Below are 23,452 nucleotides of genomic sequence, written 5' to 3' on the forward strand. Positions count from 1 at the left end.
GGAGATCGCCATGAGTGAAGCATACCGCCAGCGCCTGCAGGCCTTCGTCAGCGAGCGCATCACGCCGAACGTGGCGGCCTGGGAGCAGCTCGGCGCCTACCCGGCCACGCTCAACCGCGAGGCCGGCGCCGCCGGCCTGCTCGGCCTGGGCCACGACCACCGCCAGTTGCCGGACGACCCGCGGGCCGTGGCGGTGCTGATCGAGGAGCTGACCCGCAGCGGCGCCCAGGGCATCACCATGGGCCTGGGCTCGCACTTCGTCAGCCTCAAGGCAGTGCAGGCCACCGGCCACCCGATCGTCCACGACCTGGTGCCGGCGGTGCTCGACGGCCGCCAGAGCATCGCCCTGGCGATCACCGAGCGCCAGGCCGGCTCCGACCTGCGCGCCCTGGAGTGCCGGGCCACGCGCCAGGCCGATGGCTACCGGCTGAACGGGCACAAGGCGTTCATCTGCAACGCCACCCGTGCCGACTGGCTGCTGATGGTCGGCCACTGCGAGGACGGCCTGGCGCTATTCCTGGTCGAAGGCTCCGCCGCCGGCATCCGCCACACCCCGCGCCAGGCCCTGGGCTGGCGCTGCCTGCCGCTGGCCGACCTGGAGCTTGTCGACGTGCCAGCGCTGCGCCTGACCGGCAAGGGCGGCGTCGGCCGCCTGCTGCAGGCCAGCCTGCAGCAGGAGCGGCTGAACCTGGCGGTAATGGCCATCACCAGCGCCGACATGGCCCTGCAGGCCGCCATCGACTGGTGCAAGAGCCGCCAGGTCGGCGGCAAGCCGCTGTTCGACAAGTCGGTGATCCGCCAGCGCCTGGCCGAGCACTACGCGCAGCTGACGGTCAGCCGCCAGTTCGTCGACACCTGCGTGGCCCGCCAGGCCGAAGGCACCCTGGACGCGCACCAGGTGGCCATCGCCAAGAACAGCGCCGTGCAGACCCTGGAAACCCTGGCCCGCGACGCCGTGCAGTTGCATGGCGCCCACGGCTGCGTCGAGCCCTCGCTGGTCGAACGCATCCACCGCGACGCCCGCCTGCTGGCCATCGGCGGCGGCACCCACGAAATCATGCTGGAAATCATTGCCCGGCACCTGTGAAGGATCACACCATGAGCACCATCAGCGACCACGCCGCCGCGCACTCGCGCGCGCTGCTCGAACACGCCTACCAGCGCTACTGCGGGCTGGAAATGCTGGAACAGTCCCCCGGCCAGTGCACCTGCCGGCTGACCGTCACCGATGCCATCGACAACCTGAGCCAGACCCTGCACGGCGGGGTGATCTACTCGATGCTCGACGTCACCAGCATGCTCGCCACCCTGCCCCTGCTGGGGCCGGACGAGTACGCCCTGACCAACAGTTTCAACACCCTGCTGCTGTCGGCCACGCCGCGCGACACCGAGGTGTTGTTCCACGCCAAGGTGATCCGCGACGGCCGCAACCTGATGTTCACCCAGGCCGAGGCCTGGCGGGTCAACGCCGACGGCAGCCAGACACGCATCGCCAGCGCGCAGCTGAGCAAGTTCAGGCTCAAGCGCGAGTGGTAATGGCGTAATCACCCATCACGTTCATCGCGGGGCAAGCCCGCTCCCACGCGAATTGTGGGAGCAGGCTTGCCCCGCGCTCGTTCCAGCCCAGAGCCCCTGGCGATACATGACAACCTTAAGGGTAATACCCTGATTATCTGCGCTTTTCACTCCCGCCCGATTGCTCAAGACTGGCTATCACACACATCACAGAAAGGATTCGCGCAATGAATCACAAGGTCCTGGTCATCCGCTCCTCGATCAAGTCCGATGGCGGCTTCTCCGGCCAACTGGTGGACAACTTCCTCAAGCAGCTCAAAGAGGTCAACCCCGAAGCGTCGGTGGCGGTACGCGACCTGCACGCCCAGCCTATCCCGCACCTCAATGCGGTGACCATGGACGCCCTGTTCGGCGGTGACGCCAGCAGCATCGAGGCGGCCGCGGCGCTGAAGCTGTCCAACGAACTGATCGAAGAGATCCAGGAAGCCGACCGCGTGGTGATCGGCCTGCCACGCTACAACTTCGGCGCACCGTCGATCCTGCACACCTGGGTCGACTACATCGTGCGCGGCGGCGTCACCTTCACCTACGTCGACGGCGCCCCGGTCGGGCTGCTCGACGACAAGCCGGTGCACGTGCTCAACGCCAGCGGTGGCATCTACAGCCAGGGCACCGACACCCTGGCTGGCTGGCTGTCACAGACCCTGGGCTTCGTCGGCCTGAACAGCGTCGAGTTCATCTACGCCGAAGGCCTGGGCATGGGCGAAGAGAGCCTGGCCGCAGGCCTGGCCGCCGCCAACCTGAAGATCCAGCACAGCATCGCCGCCCTCGGCGAACGCCCATGCCCAAGCCTGGCCACCGCCGTAGGAAGGTAAGATGACCCGCAGCCAAGACAACCCGTCGGTCCAGGAGCTGTTCCTCAGCGAACTGGTGGCCGAACCCAACCGCTACCACCTGTACATTTCCCACGCCTGCCCGTTCTCGCACCGGGTGCACCTGGTGCAGAGCCTGCTGGGCCTGGAAGACGCGCTGGACGTCACCTCGGTGGCGGCGCGCCGCCACGACCAGGGCTGGGAGTTCGACGAGCACGACCAGGACCCGCTGCACAAAGACGTGACCCTGCTGTCGAGCCTGTACGAGCGTTCGCGCCCGGGCTTCACCGGCAACCAGTCGGTGCCGGTGCTGTGGGACCGCCAGCAGAACCGTATCGTGCACAACGATTCGGCGGAGCTGGCGCTGCAGATGGCCACCCGCCTGCTGCCCCTGGCCAAGACCCCGATCGACCTGGTGCCCGACCGCTCCAGCTGCGACATCGTCGAGCTCAACCAGTGGCTGCACACCAACATCAACCGCATGGTCTACCACATGGGCTTCGCCCCGGACCAGGAGAGCTACGACCAGGCCTTCCAGCAGTTCTTCGCGGCCATGGACACCCTCGAGCACCGGCTGCGCAAGCAGCCGTACCTGGTGGGCGGCAAGCTGAGCTTGTCGGACCTGTTCCTGCTACCCACGCTGATCCGCTACGAGGCGGTGTACTACGTGCACTTCAAGACCAACCACAAGACCCTGGCCGAGTACCCGGCGCTGTACCAGTACCTGGTGCGCCTGACGCAGATCCCGGCGATCTACCGCACCATCGACATGGCGCATATCAAGCTGCATTACTACTACTCGCACAACCACATCAACCCGACCCGGATCGTGCCCCAGGGGCCGGCGTTGAGCTGGTTGAACTGAGCAGTTGGCGTTTGCGGCGCAGGACCGCTTTGCGGTCCTTTCGCGGCAAAAGGCCGCTCGTACAGGAGGCCGCATCCCCGTGTACGAGCGGCCTTTTGCCGCGAAAGGGCTACAAGGCAGCCCCGGCGGCTTGAACTCGAGAGCAAACTTCAAGCATCTTGAACGCGTAGCTTACAGATGAGTGCGATTAAGCATTGTACGAAAAGTAGAATGGTGTTTTCAGGCCACTTCAAGATCCACCAATCCTCCAGTAGACTGCGCACTTTGGCCGGATTAACCCGCCACGCCATGAGATCTGGAAGTTATGGAAAAAAGTGCACCTCAGGTACGGAACGCCCCACGTCCGATGCTAGTCACGGTTGCGGTAATCTACTGCCTGCTCATCACCAGCAAAATTGCCTATTGGCTAGTCGGTGAAGGATGGGAAATGGCAAGGGTGGGTGATTTCGCAATGATTATGCTGGCGCCTCCAGCACTGTCATGCATTCTACTCGTCACAAGCAGCGTGTTGTTGTACAGGCGCAGCGCGAAGTCCGTATGGTTCCTGCTTGGGGCACTGCTCTTTGGCCTGACGCTGATCCCGCTCATGTTCCCAGAAATTTTCCGCCTTCCGGCGAGCCTTTACCCGCAGGCTTTTTGGTACGTACTCCCGGGCACCCTGCAAGCAATGCTGCTGGTTGCTGTCTGGATCTACAGCTTGCGGATGCGCCAGAACGGCTACCTTAAATAAAATTGCCACGTTCAAAGCCCTGCCTTGTGCGGGGCTTTATCCATCTGGTGCCGCAAGTTGCAATCCAGCCCAGCTAGACTCTAGTGATACAGGGCAGAAAACTAGAACTCGACTATACGATAATTAAATATCCATACCGGAATAGCAGCTGCTAACACTTGACCATCTAAACTCCACATATCCTGAAATCCCTCAGCAAAAAAAGGGCATCTTTTTGAGCACGACACCGAACCCTCTTGAGACTCGAATAGTAGTACGCCATTAAGCTCACCGCATTCGGATACCTACATTTCGCAGCCATCAACTCCTTTACAACCACAGCCGTCTTCATTCGATGTACGAACAACCGCACCACGAACTGCTTTATTTTATTACTTCCACCATCTGCAAGCAGGCTTCTAATCAACTGCACTTGATAATAAACTGGCAAGTGGACTCGAGCTGCAACATCTGCGCCCAGACGAACATTAAAACTGGCCAATGCCTGTACAACCTCCATTCTTTTACTACCTGACAACGGTCGTATTTCTTTGCAGAGGGCGTTCTCAGAACGACTATTCCTATTGACAGAAAGATCAGAAATCAGCTTTTCAATTCTGTCAACCGCTGGTTGCTCTATCAGCTTTTGTTCACTCATTTTTTAAACACCCTACAAAGGAAAAATAAATCTGTCCCCTTTTCCGCTTTTTTCCCTTTTCGGCTTCCTCACGCTCAGGCTTCCTAGCCCTCAAGGTGGTTAGAACAAATTCGACAAACTCGTCGAACCGTTCCTCCTCATTTGGCCAGTTGATTACAACTACAGTTGCCAGAATGTCAGGCAAACCCCATACTCATCGAGAAGATCATCAGCGATCTCAAACTGGAAAACCTTCTCTGGAAAGCAGTCTGACAACGCGCGCTTCCAATACCTAGCGATCTGCTCGGCAAATAAATGACAAAGACGATAATCCTCCTCCGACAGCCCAACCTTAAATACGGGTCGATTCGGCGAATCCTCCCACTTTGAAAAGAACTGATTTATTGAGAAAATGTTTCTGTACCGCTCAACATCTTTACGCGATGTGCTTTGCTCCAACGCACCAGCTTCAGTCTCGACCAGCCCCTTCAAACATTTTTTTTGCGAATCGTATTGCTGTGCATTAGGCAGCCAAAAAACATGACCATCAACCTCAACAAAATCGGGAGAAAGCAAACCCAGAACAGAAATCGCCTGTTCCAATGAAACCAAGCTCCCTACATATGAAAAAAACTCTCCAACGCCAATATCTGAAGCAAATAGATTCAACGAATCTTTAGAAATACAACCTTGATAAGCTTTCATCAATTCAACCCTAAATGTTCAAGAACCGACTGAGGAACATTTCCCTCAAAGGCTTTTGTGTCGTTCCCCTTCTTGGGGAAATATGATCCATTCGGTGCCTGATTCCATTCGACGACCTTAATCCGAGAGTTAGACACATCATACAGGACACCAAAAGGGGACAGATTTATTTTCCCTACTCTAATCTCGTCCTACCTACATGACGGCTAGATCCCTTCGTTGCCAGGAGCTGGAATTAGAGCAGGAAAAATAAATCTGTCCCCTTTTCCACTCTTTTCCACTGCCCTTTCCACTTTTCCGCTTTTCATATCATGAATCTTTTAGCTGCTTAGCTACCTTTCTTGCTGAGTGACGAATTTGTTGAGTCTCTCCGATTTTACTCAACGCATATATTTCCTCTTTCAAAATATCAGACCTCGGAACGAACAATGCCCACTTCAGCGCCAGACCAGACCAGTATTCACTCTGACTCCCAAGACCTTCTATAACAACCTTCTCAAATGGAAGAAAATCCAAAACCCACTCTGAAAGACCATATACTTTAAGCCCATCGATCATCTTGCAGCGTACTACTCCTGGAGAACCCTCTAGTATAGGCAAAAAAACACACACTCAGCTTCATCCCCAAACGTGTACACAAACGACTCTGTTGATCTAGCCCAAAGACCTCCAGAAGTAAGTCCCAATAAAAAACGTCCGCCACACAACTTCGCCACAGGAAGCCAACTCAAGATAGCCCCTTCAGAGCCATACTCTTTTTTGCTCTCCCATGGCCCTTCAAGTCTAGCAAGCTCCATTAATAATTTTTCTTTCAGCTCATCTATCATCTAGATATTCCAGGAGTATGTGTAACATCCACACCATGACTAGTCATAAAGGACTTGAACTATTCACGAAGCTTTGGAGTCCAGTTCATTCCGTAATGCCCGCTCCATTCATAGGTTCGAATAACTCCATTTTCCTTCCAGATCCCGCCACCGACGATAGCGTCAGAGGACGGAATTTTTCCAGCATTTAATATCCCATCATGCCCAAATTGATTCCGCCCCATGATGAACCGCTGACTAACCGGATCATAAATAAAGTCAATAGGTTTTGAGTTACTCAACCCTTGTACAGCTTTGGAGGATAGGAGCTGGAATTAGAGTAGGAAAAATAGATCTGCCCCCTTTTTCTCTTCTTTTTCGCCCCCCTTTTCCGCCCTCTTCTTTTTCTGCTCTTTTTTCTGCTCTTCCCTTCAAATCAAAGGATTGATGACGAAGTAAGTGCCATTCAAACCTGCCCCTTCTTCCTGCAACATCAGACCAAACCAAATTTCACCAAGTAATCAAATACCTCCCTAGCATCCACCAGCATAACCGCCCCATCTTCAAACAATTGACAGAAGCCTCCAACTTTAAAACGAGAGTATACTTCCATAAACTCAGACGCAACATCCCGAGTCAAAGGATCCTCCGCTATAAATTCCAATCCAGCTTTTACAGGAATTATAAACAATGAAACATAGGCAGCCAAGCGAACGCCTTCGTCCTTAGACTGTAAATAGTTATCCATCTCATCATAGGCGTAACCAAAAGCCTGATACAATGTCAGGCGTTGCTCACCGGCCCCTCGCTTAAACATTAGTTCCATCTCGGACCTAATCTCTAAATACTTCATAATCACCTCTACATTAGTCCCGCGCAAATACATTCAACTGAATATTTGGGTACCTTTCCCTAAACTGCAAAACCACTCCCGTACAGCTGGGGCATACAGCTTTTTCGGAAGCTAAGTTTATACGTCCGACAGCAGAATAATTGCTCCCGAAAAAAGGGGACAGATTTATTTCCCCCACTCTAATCTCGGCCTACCTACATGACAGCTAGGCACTGTACGAAAAGTAATGTCGTAAACACCGTCGCCAGCAAGCCAGCGTGACCATTGCAGCAAAGCTTTCCGCCAGCTTGCAGTAGCGTGTACCCAGGCGGCGGTGCTCCTTCAGCCAACCAAATAGCCGTTCGATGGCGTTCCGCTGCCGATACTTGGGCTTGTCAAACAGGCGCGGTAAGCCCGGCTTCGGTCTGCGTTTCATGTCACGCAGCGGAATCACCGGCTGCATCCGATAGCGGTCGCAGTATTGCCGCAAGGATTCTGCGTCATAGCCTTTGTCGGCCAGGAGCCAGCGGCAGCGCTTGCGTGGCCTACCTCGGTTCAAAGGGATGTGGACACCGTCCAGCAGTCGCTGAGCATGGGATATGTCACTGGCGTGACCACCTGAGAGGAAAAAATGGGGACAGATTTATTTCCCCTACTCTAATTTCGGCCCATCTACATGACAGCTAGCTCCCTTCGCTGCCAGGAGCCGGAATTAGAGTAGGAAAAATAGATCTGTCCCCTTTTCCGTCTGTCCCCTTTTCCGTCTCCTTTTCCGTCTGTCCCGGATGGAATGCTATTCCTTTTCTTCAAGATAGGGCCAATATCCTGCCCCTTCATCCTTTCTTATCCAAACTCTACCGCATGCAGGACAAGTAATAACATCCTTTCCAACTACATCTATACGATCAAAAAACTCATCAAAAGGAATTCTTCCTTTATCAGCTCGCTCCGCCAATTCACACAACAACTTATTTGGAACGAGAGTGAACTCCTCTGAAACAGGAGAGCTAACCAAGCTAATGACATGAGAGCATCGACATAGAAACTTAGCCATTTTTATCTCCCTAACAAGCTATTAATAGCCTGCCTATCTAGCTGAATAGTTTTCTCGCCCCGCGAGAAAATCACTTGATTCAAAGGAATTGACTGCCCGCCTTTGCTTTTCCCAAAAGCAGCCGCAGCAGACTTATGCGAAAAAAGGGGACAGATTTATTTCCCCCACCCTAATCTCGGCCTACCTACATGACAGCTAGATCCCTTCGCTGCCAGGAGCTGGAGCAAAAAAGGGGACCAAAAAAGGACCAAAAAAGGGGACAGATCTATTTTATCTACTCTAATTTCGGCCTGCCCTGCTTCCTTCGCTCAATACGTTTTCCAGTGATCTGCGCGATCTCATCCACGAACCGGCTGCTACCCGTCAATTGTCCTCGCTGAATAGCGTCTCGAATCAGGCTAAGCTCTTCGTCCGATATCGCCTGCCTCACAAACTCGGCGTAGCGCTTGCGCCGGAGCTCTTCAGTTTCCCCCAATGCTTCAAACAAGGGGTCTTCATCAAGCCAATTCTGCCGTTTCACAGCCCCCATCCTGGCCGAATAACTTGACCAAGGATAGTCCCCAACCTCAGCTACCATCCGCGCCCGGACTGGATTCAATTCGATGTAGCGGCAACAGGCCAACAGGTAGGTGTCAGACTGCACAATGCTGGACTTAAAACGACTCTCCCACAAGGTACCGGAACGGCCCTCCAGTCGATTACGATAGCGCGTCGCTCGCGCCGCCAGCGTCTTCATCAGCTGGCTAAGTCCTGCGCAAGCATCATCAGGAACCAACAATAGATGCACATGGTTGGTCATCAAGCAGTACGCATAGACTTTCACTCCAAAGGCATCCTTCAACTCTCGGAGATCGGCTAAGTAGCGTTGAAAGTCCGTATCTTGCGCAAACACAACCTGTCGATTGTGACCCCGATGGACAATATGATGCGGGCAGTGTGGTAGCAGTACTCGTCCACCTCTAGGCATGACGGCATCCTCCTTGGATCACCTTGACGACTGATGAATCAGGAGAATGACATGGCTGCTCGACCTATTCGACCCCACAAGGGCCGATATTAGAGTAGGAAAAATAGATCTATTGCAGACGTAGCCGGTACTTCAGCTGCACCAGTTGCTTTTGCACCGAGGCTATCGCCCTTATGTCACCGGCCTAAAATCATCAATCGTCTTATTTTTCTCTTTCAATAGAAACGCAACGAAACCGGGATTGAAAACCATCAAAAACTCAATAGCATTATAAATTTTCCAGCGATGTATTTCGGGATGATCAATTATGGCGACAAGGTGCTTTTCAACAAGAGGCACATACTCTGAGTAGTTTTCACTACTCGCGAAATCAAAAATTTTGGCTATTTCAAACGGTTCACTATTCGCCAAAGCAATGATTTTCGATAGGGGGAAATAGATCTGGACTCTCGCAGCCTCGATATCTCCACGATCAGCCACGTTGACAAAATACCGAGTCACAGCCAAGAGTATTTGGTGATAAGTGTCGTCGTATCCGTGCAGTCGATGAAAATAGACTCCTTCAATGCCTCCAGGTTTGTCCATTCTCCCCTCCAAGGCAATCAACCCTTCATGGATGCCCCAACTGGTCAGTAACTTCGCAGCCAAGAAGTGCTCCTCATCGTTATTCGCATGACGAAGCAAATCCAGCACGGCGTCAATTCTATCCTGTGGAATATCCTCTGGATCCAAATCTCCTGCACTCACGGCATAATCCGCATGTTTTGGAATGTGATTCAAAAGTTCGTATATTTTCGGCTCCATAAGAAACCTATTTTTTTACCGCTTTAATATAGTCGACCGGCACACAGCCCTTGATAAAACACTTACCATCGCGAAGCAAAAAATGGGATAGATTTATTTTCCCCACTCTAATCTCGGCCTACCTACATGACAGCTGGACCCCTTCGCTGCCAGGAGCCGAAATTAGAGCAGTAAAAATAAATCTGTCCCCTTTTCCTTCCGCGTCTCGAATCAGGCTAAGCTCTTCGTCCGATATCGCCTGCCTCACAAACTCGGCGTAGTGCTTGCGCCGGAGCTCTTCAGTTTCCCCTAATGCTTCAAACAAGGGATTATCATCAAGCCAATTCTGCCGTTTTGCAGCTCCCATCCTGATCGAATAACTCGACCAAGGATAATCACCAGCCTCAACTGTCATCCGCGCCCGGACTGGATTCAATTCGATGTAGCGGCAACAAGCCAACAGGTAGGTGTCAGACTGCACAATGCTGGACTTAAAACGACTTTCCCACAATGTACCGGTACGACCCTCTACTCGATTACGATAGCGCGTCGCTCGCGCCGCCAGCGTCTTCATCAGCTGGCTAAGTCCTGCGCAAGCATCATCAGGAACCAGCAATAGATGCACATGGTTGGTCATCAAGCAATACGCATAGACTTTCACTCCAAAGGCATCCTTCAACTCTCAGAGATCAGCTAAATAGCGTTGAAAGTCCGTATCTTGCGCAAACACAACCTGTCGATTGTGACCCCGATGGACAATATGATGCGGGCAATGTGGTAGCAGTACTCGTCCACCTCTAGGCATGACGGCATCCTCCTTGGATCACCCTGACGACTGATGAATCAGGAGAATGACATGACTGCTCGATTTCCTCGACCCCACAAGGGCCGAAATTAGAGTAGGAAAAATAGATCTGTCCCCTTTTCCCTATTCTTTAAATTAGATTAGAAAAAGTAGACCTGCCCCCCTTTTCGTTTTTAGCAGACACCTAATCATTTCAGCTCCACCAATAATTTCTTGAGCCCCTCTATAGAACTAGAACCTGCTCCTCCCCCCAAATACAGGCGACCGTCATCATAAACACACTCTCCTTGCCCTTCGACAGATACACCATAGGAAACAGCTAAAGCGAGACGCCTCCCCCGTCCAGTCCCTCCCGAAACATGAGCAATAAATGGCACTCCATTCTCACTCACCTCTAGCAAAGAATCATCCGCGCTCATGAAGGTCAACCAACAGCACGCGTCACCCTCATGATCCATGATGTAAATCATATTATCCAACAAACAATCACTATCCACCAAAGTTACACCAACGGTTATTCTCTGCGTCACATACCCCAGACTAGACAGTTCTTTCCTCAGCCTTACTTTAAGCATTTTTAGCTCAGGAATCTTATTCACTGGAACGAATAAACCATTCGCCATCACTGCCACCCTATATACTGAGCCAGACGACCGGACGAAATATTCAACCAACCACCCTGGATTCTAATATAAACATTGAACGAGACGGAACTGACAAGGGTACAAATTCTTTCTATACTCTAATTTCGGCCTACCCTGCATGACTCCTCGATCCCTTCGCCCCACAGGAACCAAACCTACAGTAGAAAAAATAGACCTGTCCAATTTTCAGCCACTTTCATACTTTTTCACGCCCAAGATCAATAGTAAAATCGAAAAAAGGGGACAGATTTATTTCCCCCACTCTAATCTCGGCCTACCTACATGACAGCTAGATCCCTTCGCTGCCAGGATCTGGAATTAGAGTAGGGAAAATAAATCTGTCCCCTTTTCCCCTATATAGATACATCATATTCGCAAACATGGTCACACAAAATCTCGAAAGCCAGGCTCTCTTCACTATATCCGACATAATCTAATGCTCCCTGAAGCAGCGTAGAATCTAGCCGCCCCTGGAATCGCTCTCCAAATTTGACAATACGATTAGCGTACATAGAGACCTACTTTATGGGCTTATAGGTTGGAATTGGTGCATTGTCGGGAAAGGCCGTGACCACCTTGCCTGTAGCTGGCTGGTAAACAACACGCATACGAACTCCGTCACGCACTTCATAAGCAACCCATTTGGCAGGATCGCCTTTGCTTGTATAAGTCCCGCCAGTTCCTGTTTGGGCGTACCACTTGGTATTAGGAGACGTCGCAATGTCGCCAACCTCGTGAACTATTTTATCTGCCGACCAACTCTGAGGGAAAACTGTCTTCCCTGGTTGACCTGGCCACATATGGCCACTGCGAAAAAAGGGGACAGATTTATTTCCCCCACCCTAATCTCGGCCTACCTACATGACAGCTAGATCCCTTCGCTGCCAGGAGCTGGAATTAGAGTAGGAAAAATAAATCTGTCCCCTTTTCCGGTCCCCTTTTCCGACTCTTAAGTACACCACTGCAAAAATTGGACATGCAATAAGCAGACAGATTTATTTCCCCTACTCTAATCTCGGCCCACCTACATGACAGCTAGCTCCCTTCGCTGCCAGGAGCCGGAATTAGAGTAGGAAAAATAGATCTGTCCCCTTTTCCGCACCCACGCATTTCATGGAAGGTGACCACCGGACCATACTCCTGATCGGAGTTAATCGCCTCTACGTGAAATCTTCTATCAGGGAACTGCGCCTTCAACACCATTCGCCAAGACATGGCCAGCACATTGGAAAGTTGCTCAAATACCACCTCATCCACGGAAGACCCACACCCTGAAAACACATCGTAAAGATGAGTGTGATTCAACATTTTTTCAACTCCGGCTTTATCGCCTGAAAAATGCTGCAGCCAGGTGTGAAACGCGGCCTCATCAAATTTCATGGCTAATATCACCGAATCCTCAAACACAACAAAATCCGGAAATAACCACTTACAAAAAATCAAACTATCCTCTGGACTTACGACATCTTCAACATAAGAAAATATGTCAATAGACTCAGGATCCTGCCAGCCAGCTCGCCAAGCCTCAAATTTTTTTAGCCCTATTATTTCCGCAAAAAATTTAACTATTTTCATGGTATCTCTTCCAGGGTTGCTCGTCTTGGTGGTAGTTTTGAGGAAGGCGACTGAACTCTAATCGACCCATCCGGCAACTTGTTACGCCCATACTCAATAACATGAGGTGTTGGAACATTTGCATGGGCTGCCCCTGTCACATCAACTCGTTTCAAGATCATTCCTTGCGAGTCATAAACCGCATAACTAGTAATATTTCCTCGATTGTCAGCTCTGTAAAGAGTCCCATTAGCTGGCCCGTTTACCTTATCGAAATTCCCACTCACCTTAGTCGCATTCTCTAGAGGTCCACCGATGAGATTGGCAGCATTGCGAGGATTCGGAAGCGGGCATGGACCTGTATTATGAACCCACGTCCTCAGTTGGCCTACATAGAACGTATGTCCCACATCCACCGTCAGGTTAAACGTCTCGCCCACCAGCTTATGCAGCTTCACCGAAGCAACGCGGCTCGACGTGTTGTTTCCCGCCCCGTCAGCCAAGGACTGTAGCAAGTCTCCGGCTTTCAACTCACCCACCGGCACAAAATCATGCCTGGCGGGTACGTAGAATGGGTGGCTAGGGGTAACGAACAAGCTCTCAGTCTGAACCTGGCCATCGTCGTGGGTGCTTTCCAGGTTCAACCGATAGATCGGCTGATCGTTGCGGACATGCGTCGCGGTGATTGCAGCAGCGAAAGGCTCGCCCCCTTGCTCAGGTTTGGTCCAGACGATATCCCCGACCTTGAGCGTTTCAATCGCTCGGTCACCTTCCGGAGTTGCAACCAAGGTCCCTGCTGCAAAGCAGCAAGGGCCGCGCTCCGTTCCACCAACTGCTCCCTTGCGATTTGTGACGGCCTTGACAACAGTTCGCAGCCACATACCAAAGGTGCCGACATCCTCAGCATCGACCTCAACTCCTGCTTGGCCTGCAGCCTCCATAGCTGCATCGGTCATCGCCTTGGTCATGGCGGTGCCGACCAATGTCTGCATCGCCTGATAGTTGCTGAGTATCGTCGCGCCCAGGTTGTACTTATCCCTCCAGCCGACATCCTTCATGCTCTCGGCCAGCAGCTTATGGGTCTTTTGATAATCGTCAGAGAACAGCTTGTACTCATCGTGACAAGCCGCCATGTCGCGGGCACACAGCGACTGTAGCCGTTCCTGGTTCTCGGCATTCAATTCGCCATAGCGCTTACGCACCTCGGCACACGAATTGTTCGCCTCACACGTCTTGAGTTCGGCAAGAAACGCCTCGACCTCCTTGTGACGCAGGAAGTTGTTCTCGGTAGCCTGCTGCGCCACCCAACCCGCGACCTGCTGATCTTTTGCGTCGGCACCCAGACCTGCGGCGACCGTCATACCGACCAGTTGCGAAGTCATGCCCAGAACCCGGTCATGGGCCTCGCCAGGGAAGATCTTGTCCCCGACCAGCTGCACCAAGGCCTCATTCGCGCCTGCCGCCAGTGCCGCCGTGCGGAAGTCACCACCCGCTGCTTCCGCAATCAAACCACCGACAATGGCATGTACCGCCACGCGCTTGGGCAGCCCGCTGCCCATGAGCCGATCACCCACTTCATTGAAAATCGCTCCGCTCAACGCATCAGCAGCGATTTCCAGGCCAGCCTGGACGGCGTTGTCCTTGAGGCTGCCACCATAAACCACAGTGCTCAGCGCTGCCTTGAGTGCGATTCGCGAAACAATGCTGCCACCGCCAGGCGTGAGCGCTGACATGACGTAGCCTTTCATCGCATCGCTGGAGGTCACATCCTTGACGACAGCACCGAGGTTCCCACGATTGTTGATCGTGCTGGTTGCCGCATTGGTTGCGGCGGCACTGACCACCGAGTTAGCAGCAAAACCAATGGTCGAATTGCCCGCAGCACCGACCAGCGATGCTCCAGCGCCCCAGGTCAGATACGTCACGATGATTGCGATCACGAGCGAGGCACCCGTACCCAATCCGGACTGGTCGTACTTGAAGCTGTCGTGAACCTCCTTGACCCGACGCCAGTCCACATCCCCTCTCAGCTCAGCCTCCTTGAGCCATGACAGCTTGGGATCGGCCTTGACCATGGCATCGATACTCTGGCTGACCGTGGCCTGATCGATATGCTTGATGTCGATCTTCAATCCATCAACAGCCTTGATCGTCATGACGCCTTGAGCAACTAGCTGGTTCTGGCGCAAGGTTTCATCAGTCGTGCCCTTACCCTTCGCGCTGTTCCAAGCAAGGTCGCCTTTGGACTTCTCATGACTTTCCTGATGCATGTCCTTGACGGCTTCAAAGGTCACTGCACCACCACTGATGATGGCCAGATCCCCCCCCGCTTCGATTTTGGCGCCTTGGTAGAGCTGATCACCGCCACTCACCAGAGAAGTGCCTCCACCACTGGTGATCTCACTCCCCACCGCCTTCACGTCGGTCACTTCATCACGCTGGGTCTTCTTGCTCCCCCAACCACCCTTCTTGTTCATGTCATACAGCGAGTACTGGCTGTCGTTGGCGGCCAGCAGCTCGAGCTTGTCGCCGGCCACCAGGTAGGCTTCGTCGCCGGCGCTGGCCTTGCTCGCCACCATGCGCAGGTCGCGCCCGGCGTCGATGGTCAGGTCGCCGCCGGCCTTCACTTCGGCCGACTGCTGCTCGACGTCGTCCTCCTGGCGCTCGTACTTGGTCTTGCCTTTCTTGCCCTTGGCGTAGCTGTGCTCCTCGTTCGCCGCAGCGGCCAGGGTCACGTCGCGCCCGGCCTGCAGGGCCAGGTCGCGGCGGGCCTCGATCTCGCTGGCGACGATGCTCAGGTCCTGGCCGGCCGTGGCGGTGAGGTTGCCGCCGGCCTTCACCTCGCTGCCGTACTGGGTGATGCTGGTGTCGTGGCCACTGACGCGGCGACGCTGGTACTCGTGGCTGTCGACACCTTCCTGGCTGGCGATGATCAGGTCACGCCCGGCATCCATGTCGATGTTGCCGCCGGCCTGCACGGCGCCGCCGACAATGCCGATATCCTGCCCCGCCGTGATCGTCAGGTTGTTCGCCGCCTCGATGCGCGCGGCGGTGTCGACCAGGTCCTTGGTCACGTGCTCGCCGCCCGCGCGGCCTTCCAGGCGGGTGACGCTGCGTTCGTTGATCACGTCGCCGGTCAACGCGGTGAGGCTCACTTCACGCCCGGCGATGATCCCGCCCTGGGCGTTGCGGATCGACTCGGTGGCCAGCATGTCCAGGCGCCCGCCCGCCTCCATCAACCCGGCGTTGCCGATGTTGGTGGCGCTGACGGCGAGGTTGTTGGTGGCGCGCAAGGTGCCGACGTTGACCAGTTCGCCGCCGCTGATCAGGTTGACGTCGCGGCCCTGGATCAAGGCGCCGTTGGGGGCCACGCGGCCATTGGCATGGGCCAGGTACAGTACCGGGGCGAGTACCTTCTCGCCGTTGACCTCGACCTGCTCCATCCAGACGATGTCGTGGGTCAGTGCCGCCACCTGCTCGGCGCTGAGCGACACGCCCACGCTCAGCGACAGCTTGTCCTTGCTGGCGATGGCGTTGTCCATCAGGTAGCGGAACAGCATCTCGTCGCTGGTCATGCCGTCGATGTAGCGCTGGCCGGTACGGGCCACCACCGCCTCGCGGATCAGGCGCTGCTCGTAGAGGCCATCGCCCAGGCGCTTGATGGCCTGGTCCGGCTTGATATTGAGCTGGCCGAGCATGTAGTCGGAGCTGAGGAACTGCTTGAGGTCGGTCAGGACCGGATTGGTCTCTACCAGGTACTTGTGCGAGACATTCGGCACGCTGCGCTCAGGCACGCCCTGGACCAGCTTGACCCCGGCGGCCAGGCCGCCCAGCGCCACGCCGGAGCCAGCCACGGCGCCCTGCGCCGCAGCCGCGCCGTTGGCGCCAAGCGTCTGCGCGGCACGGCTGTCGGCACTGGCCGTACTGGCCAGCGGTGCGATGAAGGTGCCGCTACCGGCCTGGGTGCGGTCGCCGGTCGCGCCCAGGGCGTCGCCGCTGATCGCGGCCTGGCCAGCCTGGCTGCTGATGCGGAACAGGCCGTTGCTGCCCTGGGGCAGGCTGAAGCTGGGCAGGGTCACCGGGTTGACCTGGCGTTGGGCCAGGTCCGGCGGCAACTGCGGGTTGAGCGCGCGCACCTGGGTCTGGGCCTGGCGCGCATCGGCCGTGGCATCGCCACGGGCATTGATGGTGCCGGCACCGGCCTGGTTGACGCGTACCACGCTGTTGTCGATTCGCTGGGTGGCGTTGATGGTCACCGCGCCAGCCGACTGCACCACCGCCGGGGCGACCACGGCGCCGGCAATCGGCGTCTTGTTGTCGATGACGTCATAAATGCTGGCATACGGATAACCAGACGCCGCCATGACCTGATCGAGGGTCAGCGAACCCGGGTTCTGGTTGAACTGGTTCTTGGCGTTGATGAACGCGTTGTACTGCCCGCGATCACGGGTGTACATGCTGGCGGTGAGGTTGCGTTGCTCGCCGCCACCGGCGCCCTTGTTCTCGAACACGGCCGTGTTGATGGCGATATCGCCGCCCGCCGAGACACTGCTGTAGTGGTTGCGGAACGCGTTGCCGGCAAAGGTCAGCTTGCCGCCGCTGGTGATGAAGGCCGTGGGGCTGTCCTGGTCGATGACATCCTGCCAGCTTTCCGTGGCCGAGAAGTACAGCTCGCAGCCCTTGCCCTTGCAGCGGTCGTCGGAATACACGTTGACGTAGCCGGCGACCAGCTTCTGCTTCGAGCTCAGGTGTTCCTTGCGGTTGAGCAAGGTGTCCACCGCCAGGGTCATGCTGCCGGCGCTTTCCATGCTGGCGGAGATATTGTCCAGCAACGCGGCGCGGGCGCTGCCGTTGCCGGCCAGGTCCAGGCCGCCGAGGCTGTAGATATCGCCGTAGTAGTTGCTCAGGCTGCCCACGCGCAGGGTCATGTCGTTGCCGCTGAACACCAGGCCGCGCTGGTTGCTCAGGGTGTTGGCGGCAAGTGTCACCGCCGCGGCGCCGCCGAGGGTGCCGCGGTTCTCGAGGCTGGCGGCGTTGACCGTGAGGCCACCGAGGGCGGTCAGGCGACCGTCGTTGCTCAGCAGGTTGCGGGCGGTCACCACGCTGCCGGCGCCACCGGCCAGGCTGGCCGCACTGGACAGGCGGATGTCGGTGGCGCTCAGCCCCAGGCCGCCGAGGCTGCTCAGGCGGCCGTTACCGTCGTAGTTGCCGGTGAGGTCGAGTTGCAGGCTGCCATCGCTGGCCAGCAGGCCATGGTTGGTCCAGTCGCCACCGCGGCCCTTGAAGCTCTCGACCGCCAGCAGCTTGCCGCTGGCGGTCTGCACGAAGCGACCGATGTCCAGCTCCAGGCGCCGGGCCTGCAGCACGCTGTCGTTGGTCCAGCTGGCGGCGCCGATGCTCAGCAGGCCATCGGTATGCAGCACGCCACCGGCCTGGGTGACTTTGTCCGAGGCCAGGCCGAAAGTGCCAAGGCCGGTGTGCAGCAGTTGCCCGCCGCTGTTGCTCAGGCCGCCGATCTGCAGGTCGAGGTCGTGGTTGGCGGTGGCCAGCACGCCGTTGTCGTTGAGCAGGTTGCCCGCGACGATGAAGCGGCTGGTGCCGGTCTTGCCGAGGGCGCGCAGGTTACCCGCGCGGTTGTCGAGCTCGCTGGCGCGCAGCAGCAGGTCGCTTTCGCTTTCCAGCTGGCCGAGGCCGTTGTACAGCGCGCCGCTCAGGTCGAAATCAATGCGCCCGGCGCCGATCTTGCCGCTCTGGTTGAGCAGCTGCTGGCCCTGCAGGTGCAGCAGCCCGGCGGCGTACAGGCCGCCACCGCGGTTGTCGAACTCGGCGGTGTCGAGCTGATTGTCGCCGCCCAGGGCCGAGAGGTAGCCGCCCTGGTTGTTCACCCGGGTGTCGGCCTTGATGTCCACCGACTGCGCCTGGGTGGTGCCGCCGCCGTTGTCGAACAGGCCGGCGAAGACGCCCTTGAACAGGCCTTTGACCGCGCTGAGCATGCCGCTGCCGCCGTTGTCGAGGCTCGCGGCATGCAGCTCGAGGTCACCCGCCTGGCTCTCCAGGCGTCCGCCGTGGTTGTTCAGGGCCTTGTCCAGGCGCACTTCGATGCCGCCCTGGCTCTTCAGGGTACCGGCCTGGTTGTCCAGGGCATTGGCGTGGATGTCGAGCTTGCCGTGTTCGCTGAACAGCAGGCCGTCCTGGCCGTTGAGCAGGTCACCGCTCAGGCGTAGCACCAGGTTCTGCTGGCTGGCCAGGTTGCCGCCGCGGCTGTTGTCCAGCGTCGCCGAATCGACACGCAGCAGGCCATGGCTGATCAGCTTGCCGCCGTTGTTGGCGATGCTGCCGGCCTTGAGCAGCAGGTCGGCGCCACTGACCAGGCGCGCGCCGTCGGTGTTGAGCAGGGCCCCGGTCAAGGTCAGGTCGAGCAGCGCGCGGCTGGTCAGCTGGCCCTTGGCGTTTTCCAGGCGCTTGCCGACGACGGTGATCGCCTGGCCGTTGATCTGCCCGCCCTGGTTGTCGATGACGGTGCCTGCCTGGTCGAACGCCAGGTCGCCGGTGGCGGAAATGAGGCCGCCGCCGCTGTTGTCGAGACGGTCGGTGACGCTGAGGGTGATGGCCTGCTCGGAAGAGATGATGCCCTTGCTGTTATGCAGGTTGGCCGCGGTGATCTGCTGGTTACCCTTGCTGACCAGGGCGCCCAGTTCGCGGTTGTCGAGGGTACCGTCCAGGGTCACGGTGAGGTCGCCGTCCTTGCTGGACAGGGTGCCTTCGCCGCTGTTGTTCAGGTCGGTGCCCTTGGCCAGCAGGCCCTGCGCGCCGGAAATCAGGCCCTTGCCGCTGTTGTCCAGCAGTGGCGCCTCCACGGTCAGCCGGCCATCGCTGAGGATACGGCCCTGCTGGTTGTCGATGCGCTGGGCGAGCAGGCTGTAGGATTGCTGGCTGGTGACTTCGCCGGCGCTGTTGTCGAGCTTGCCCAGGTTCTGGATGTTCAGTGGGCCGTTGGCGCTGATCAGGCCGCCCTGGTTCAGCAGGTCGCCGCCGTTCAGGTCGAGGTCGAGCTTCTGCTCGCCGATCAGCCGCCCCTGGCGCTGGATCAGCTCGCTGACCCGCAGCAGCAGGTCGCCCTTGGCGGAAATTTCACCGCCCTGGCTGGAATCGACCTGCCCCGCCACCAGCGTCAACGCGCCATCGCTGTGGATCCGGCCGCCGCGCAGCAAGGCATCGGCGCCGTTGCGCAGGTCGCCGGTGGTCAGTTTCATGACCTGCTTGCTGCTCAAGGCACCGCCACGGTTGTCGAGGGCGGCGCTGTCGACGGTCATCGCCGCCTGGCTGATGAGCTGGCCGCCCTGGTGGTTGTCCAGCTGGCCGGTGGTGACGGTCACGCCGGTGTTGCCCGACAGCAGGCCGCGCTCGCTGTTGAGCAAGCCGGCGCTGGTCACGGTCAACGCGCCGACGGCGGACAGGATGCCCTGGTCGTGGTTGTCGAGCTGGCCGCCGATCGTGGCCTTGAGGGCCTGGCCGCTGGCCAGGCTGCCGCCGGTGTAGTTGTCGAGGCGGGTGGCCTCGACCGTGAGGTCATGGCTGGCCGACAACACGCCTTGAAGGCTGTTGTCGAGGACGCCGGCGATGCGCAGGGTCAGGTCCTGGGCACTGATCACTCGCCCGCCACGGTTGTCGAGTTTGTTGGCAACCAGGCTGAAACCGTGATTGCTGGAAATCTCGCCCGCCTCGCGGTTGTCCACCACACCGATCTGACGCAACAACAGGCTGCCCGGCGAACGCAGCAGGCCGCCGTTGCGGTTCACCAACTGGCCGTGCTGCAGGTCGAGGTCGATACCGGTTTCGCTGACCAGTTGCCCGTGGTCGTTCTGGTCGAGGCCGGTCAGCGTGGCATCGATCTGACCGGCGGCGCTGATGCGCCCGTAGGCGTTGTTGTCGAGCTGGGTTCCAACCAGCAGCAGGCTGCCGGCACCGATATTGCCCTTGGCACTGTTGTCGATGGCGCCGCTGCGCAACTCGGCGTGGTCCTGGGCGCTGATGACGCCGAGGTGGCTGTTGTCCAGGCGACCGGCCTTGAGCAGCAGCCCGGTGTTGGTCACCAGGGTGCCGCCCTGGTTGTCCAGCAACCCCTGGCTGGTCAGGTCCAGGGCCGCGTTGGCCGAGACCTTGCCGCCCTGGCGGTTGTGCAGCGTGCCGGCATTCAGGGTAACGCTGGCGTCACTGACGATCAGGCCGGCGTCGCTGTTGTCCAGCTTGCCGTCCAGGGTGACGTCGATGTGCTGGCGGCTGCTCAGCTTGCCGCCGTTGTTGAGCAGCTCGGTGCCGTGCAGGCTCAGGCGGTCATGGCCACTGAGCAGGCCCTTGTTCTGGTTGAGCAGGCGCTGCACGGTGAGGGCCAGGCCACGGTCGCCGATGATCTTGCCGCCTTGGTTGTCCAGCAATTCGCTGGCATTCAGTACGACCTTGCCGGCGCTGGAAATCTCGCCCTGCTGGTTGAGGATGCGCGCCGCGCTGATGTCGGCCACGGTGGTCGCGCCAATCTTGCCGCCCTGCTGGTTGTCGATCGTGTCGGCGGTGAGCAGCAGGCTGCCCAGGCTGGTCAACTTGCCGCCTTGATGGTTCAAGGTGCCCAGGTGGGCCTCGAGATCGCCCTTGGCGGTGATGTTGCCCAGGCGCTGGTTGTCGACCGTGCCGGCAATCAGGTCGAGACGGCCATCGCTCTGCAGGTGGCCGGCATCGCTGTTGGACAGGCTGGCGACGTCGATGTGGGCCTGGCCCTTGGTGGTGGCCGCGCCCTTGTCGCGGTTGTCGAAATGCCCGCCGGTGACGGTCAGCGAGCGGTCGGCGAGGACCAGGCCGCCACGGTTGTCGAGACGCTCGCCGTTCAGGTTCAGGTCGCCGAGGCTCGACAGCAGGCCGTTGTCACGGTTGTCCAGGGTCGCCACCTTGACGCCCAGTGTGCCGTCGCTGCGCAGGTTGCCCTTGCCGCTGTTGTCCAGGCCCACGGCCTTGAGGTCGAGCAGGCGCTTGGCCGAAACCAGGCCCAGACGGTTGTCGATGTCGGCGCTGGCGTTGATCAGCACATCGCCGCCAAGCAACTGGCCGCCACCGTTGAGCAGGCCGGCGGTGCTGATGTCCAGGCGATCCGCACTGAGCTTGCCGCCGTCCTGGTTGTCCAGCAGCGCATGGGTGGTCAGCTTGGCCTGTCGGTCGCTGCCGACCAGGCCTTTGTCACGGTTGTCGAGCTGGGTGGCGGTAACCTGCAGGCCACCCTGGCCCACCAGGCGGCCGCCCCGGTTGTCGAGGGTTGCGCTGACATCCACCACAGCCTGGCCCTTGCCTTGCAGCAGGCCCTGGTCACGGTTGTCGATCGCGTGGGCGTTGACCGTCAGGGTGTCGTCGGCCAGTACCTGGCCTTGGCGGTTGTCCAGCTGGCCAGCCGTCAGCGTGGTCGCTCGGCCTTTGAAGGTGCCGCCCTGGTTGTCGAGGGTGGTGCTGCCGGTGGCCTCCAGGGTGCGGTTGGCCACCACGCTGCCACGGTTGCGCAGGGTCTGGCCCGTGAGGGTCACGTCGCCGTGGGCATTACGGGTGTTGTCCAGCTCCACGCCGGCTTCGATAACGCCCTGGTTGTCGATCCGCGCGCCGGCCACGGTGATGCTGTCCCTGGCGGCGAGGCTCTGGCCGACGGTCACATCGTCACGCACGCGCACGGTGGCATTGCCGGCGGCGTAGGTCTTGCCGGTCAGCTCGGCGCTCTGCGCGGCGACCGTCAGGTTGCCGGCACTGGACGTCTGCGCCAGGGTCACCTTGCCGTTGGCGTCCACCTGGATGTCGCCGGTGGTGGCGGCCATGTTGCCGGCCAGCTTGACGCCCACGCCCTGCTCGGTGCCGACCAGGCGAATGGTGTTTGCATACATGCCACCCAGCGCAGAGCTGTCGATGGCCAGCAGCGGCTTGTCGCCGCCCTCGTCGCCACGCGGCGTGGCCTGCAGGGTGTCGGCCTTGACGTCGTTGCGCCCGGTGACGACGTTCAACTGCTTGGCGTGCAGTTCGGTGTTGAGCTTGGCGCTGCGGGTGATCAGGTCGAACTGGTCGAGGTTGGTGGCATTGAGCGCATCGCCTTCGATGGCGATGTCGCCGCCGTCCACCTGGAAGCGGTCAAGGCGCTCGCCGTCCATGATCGGCTTGCCGGTGGTGAGGGTGGCCCGCGGCGTGTTGATGAAGCCGCAGCCCTTGCAGGTGATGCCATGGGGGTTGGCGACGATGACCCGGGCCGCCTGCCCCGCCACCTCGGTGTAGCCCTGCAGGGTACTGCGGTTGCCACCGGTGACCTGGTTGAGGATCACCTGGGCCGCCTGGCCCCTGAGGTTGGGGTTGCCGATGATGATGCCGCCCAGCTGGGTCGACTGGGTCTTGCTGGTGGCGTTGTTGAGGATCAGCCCGTTGCTGCCGACGTTGTAGTCGCGGAAGGTGTTGGTCGACAGGCCGCTGCCATTGGGCGTGGCGATATTGACGATCGGCACCCCGTTGCCGGCCTGCTTGATGCTGGTGTTGGCATTGGCCGCCGCATCGACGGTCAGTTGCGCGGCCGTGGCGACGATGGGGTTGAGGAACAGCACCCCCGCGACGATCAGGGCGATGCATTGGTTCAGTGGGGTGCGGATATCCATGTCGAACAAACTCCAGGCGCGGGCGGCGGTGTCACGGGCA

At 58.1% G+C, this 23,452-nt stretch carries 17 protein-coding genes and 4 pseudogenes; 5 read left to right on the forward strand and 16 right to left on the reverse strand.

Features of this window, described 5'->3' with window-relative positions; all coding sequences use genetic code 11:
* Nucleotides 1-10: 10 nt before the first annotated feature.
* The 5 genes from K5H97_RS20255 (at nucleotide 11) to K5H97_RS20275 (ending at nucleotide 3,982) form a co-directional block, all read left to right on the forward strand.
* Nucleotides 11-1,087 (forward strand): acyl-CoA dehydrogenase family protein, encoded by a 1,077-nt coding sequence (locus K5H97_RS20255; protein ID WP_028692821.1) that lies wholly within the window; start codon nucleotides 11-13, stop codon nucleotides 1,085-1,087.
* An 11-nt stretch (nucleotides 1,088-1,098) separates the two neighbouring features.
* Complete coding sequence (locus tag K5H97_RS20260) at nucleotides 1,099-1,536, forward strand: PaaI family thioesterase (protein WP_028692820.1); 438 nt, start codon at nucleotides 1,099-1,101, stop codon at nucleotides 1,534-1,536.
* Nucleotides 1,537-1,742: 206 nt separating this feature from the next.
* Complete coding sequence (locus K5H97_RS20265) at nucleotides 1,743-2,390, forward strand: FMN-dependent NADH-azoreductase (RefSeq protein WP_051555769.1); 648 nt, start codon at nucleotides 1,743-1,745, stop codon at nucleotides 2,388-2,390.
* 1 nt (nucleotide 2,391) lies between these two features.
* The gene (locus K5H97_RS20270; protein WP_051555768.1) at nucleotides 2,392-3,252 is read left to right on the forward strand and encodes a glutathione S-transferase C-terminal domain-containing protein; all 861 of its coding nucleotides are present in this window, start codon (nucleotides 2,392-2,394) and stop codon (nucleotides 3,250-3,252) included.
* 304 nt (nucleotides 3,253-3,556) lie between these two features.
* Complete coding sequence (locus K5H97_RS20275; RefSeq protein ID WP_139121094.1) at nucleotides 3,557-3,982, forward strand: hypothetical protein; 426 nt, start codon at nucleotides 3,557-3,559, stop codon at nucleotides 3,980-3,982.
* 166 nt (nucleotides 3,983-4,148) lie between these two features.
* Here K5H97_RS20275 and K5H97_RS20280 read toward each other — a convergent pair whose 3' ends face one another.
* The 16 genes and pseudogenes from K5H97_RS20280 to K5H97_RS20355 all read right to left on the reverse strand — a co-directional run bounded on the left by K5H97_RS20280 (nucleotide 4,149) and on the right by K5H97_RS20355 (nucleotide 23,412).
* A complete protein-coding gene (locus K5H97_RS20280) occupies nucleotides 4,149-4,619 on the reverse strand; it encodes a hypothetical protein (protein WP_143496075.1) in 471 nt (156 codons plus the stop codon).
* A 159-nt stretch (nucleotides 4,620-4,778) separates the two neighbouring features.
* Nucleotides 4,779-5,303 (reverse strand): hypothetical protein, encoded by a 525-nt coding sequence (locus K5H97_RS20285; RefSeq protein ID WP_028692818.1) that lies wholly within the window; start codon nucleotides 5,301-5,303, stop codon nucleotides 4,779-4,781.
* Between the two features lie 309 nt (nucleotides 5,304-5,612).
* Complete coding sequence (locus K5H97_RS20290) at nucleotides 5,613-5,861, reverse strand: hypothetical protein (protein WP_155952733.1); 249 nt, start codon at nucleotides 5,859-5,861, stop codon at nucleotides 5,613-5,615.
* A gap of 328 nt (nucleotides 5,862-6,189) precedes the next feature.
* Nucleotides 6,190-6,420: pseudogene (locus K5H97_RS30080) on the reverse strand (polymorphic toxin type 43 domain-containing protein); the annotation flags it as partial.
* Nucleotides 6,421-6,602: 182 nt separating this feature from the next.
* Nucleotides 6,603-6,962 (reverse strand): hypothetical protein, encoded by a 360-nt coding sequence (locus K5H97_RS20300; RefSeq protein ID WP_081791652.1) that lies wholly within the window; start codon nucleotides 6,960-6,962, stop codon nucleotides 6,603-6,605.
* A gap of 13 nt (nucleotides 6,963-6,975) precedes the next feature.
* Entirely contained in the window at nucleotides 6,976-7,140 is a 165-nt protein-coding gene (locus K5H97_RS30085) for a deaminase domain-containing protein (protein WP_158216132.1), read from the reverse strand.
* Between the two features lie 27 nt (nucleotides 7,141-7,167).
* Nucleotides 7,168-7,572, reverse strand: a pseudogene (locus K5H97_RS20310) (IS5-like element ISPsp10 family transposase); the annotation flags it as partial.
* A 162-nt stretch (nucleotides 7,573-7,734) separates the two neighbouring features.
* A complete protein-coding gene (locus K5H97_RS20315) occupies nucleotides 7,735-7,995 on the reverse strand; it encodes a hypothetical protein (RefSeq protein WP_143496071.1) in 261 nt (86 codons plus the stop codon).
* 274 nt (nucleotides 7,996-8,269) lie between these two features.
* Nucleotides 8,270-8,962, reverse strand: coding sequence for a transposase (locus tag K5H97_RS20320; protein WP_028692816.1), 693 nt, complete (start codon nucleotides 8,960-8,962; stop codon nucleotides 8,270-8,272).
* Between the two features lie 171 nt (nucleotides 8,963-9,133).
* The gene (locus tag K5H97_RS20325) at nucleotides 9,134-9,766 is read right to left on the reverse strand and encodes a hypothetical protein (protein WP_028692815.1); all 633 of its coding nucleotides are present in this window, start codon (nucleotides 9,764-9,766) and stop codon (nucleotides 9,134-9,136) included.
* A gap of 187 nt (nucleotides 9,767-9,953) precedes the next feature.
* Nucleotides 9,954-10,550: pseudogene (locus K5H97_RS20330) on the reverse strand (transposase); the annotation flags it as partial.
* Between the two features lie 188 nt (nucleotides 10,551-10,738).
* Nucleotides 10,739-11,173, reverse strand: a complete 435-nt coding sequence (locus K5H97_RS20335; RefSeq protein WP_143496155.1) for a hypothetical protein — start codon at nucleotides 11,171-11,173, stop codon at nucleotides 10,739-10,741.
* 374 nt (nucleotides 11,174-11,547) lie between these two features.
* Complete coding sequence (locus K5H97_RS20340; RefSeq protein WP_155952731.1) at nucleotides 11,548-11,706, reverse strand: MafI family immunity protein; 159 nt, start codon at nucleotides 11,704-11,706, stop codon at nucleotides 11,548-11,550.
* A 6-nt stretch (nucleotides 11,707-11,712) separates the two neighbouring features.
* Nucleotides 11,713-12,000, reverse strand: a pseudogene (locus K5H97_RS20345) (EndoU domain-containing protein); the annotation flags it as partial.
* A 229-nt stretch (nucleotides 12,001-12,229) separates the two neighbouring features.
* Nucleotides 12,230-12,769 carry a hypothetical protein gene (locus tag K5H97_RS20350; protein ID WP_186597753.1) on the reverse strand — a complete coding sequence of 180 codons (540 nt, stop codon included), beginning with the start codon at nucleotides 12,767-12,769 and terminating at the stop codon, nucleotides 12,230-12,232.
* Nucleotides 12,766-23,412 carry a two-partner secretion domain-containing protein gene (locus K5H97_RS20355; protein WP_051555767.1) on the reverse strand — a complete coding sequence of 3,549 codons (10,647 nt, stop codon included), beginning with the start codon at nucleotides 23,410-23,412 and terminating at the stop codon, nucleotides 12,766-12,768. Before K5H97_RS20355 ends, K5H97_RS20350 begins: the two co-directional genes overlap by 4 nt.
* Nucleotides 23,413-23,452 lie beyond the last annotated feature (40 nt).

The organism is Pseudomonas mosselii (assembly GCF_019823065.1).
Classification (GTDB): domain Bacteria; phylum Pseudomonadota; class Gammaproteobacteria; order Pseudomonadales; family Pseudomonadaceae; genus Aquipseudomonas; species Aquipseudomonas mosselii.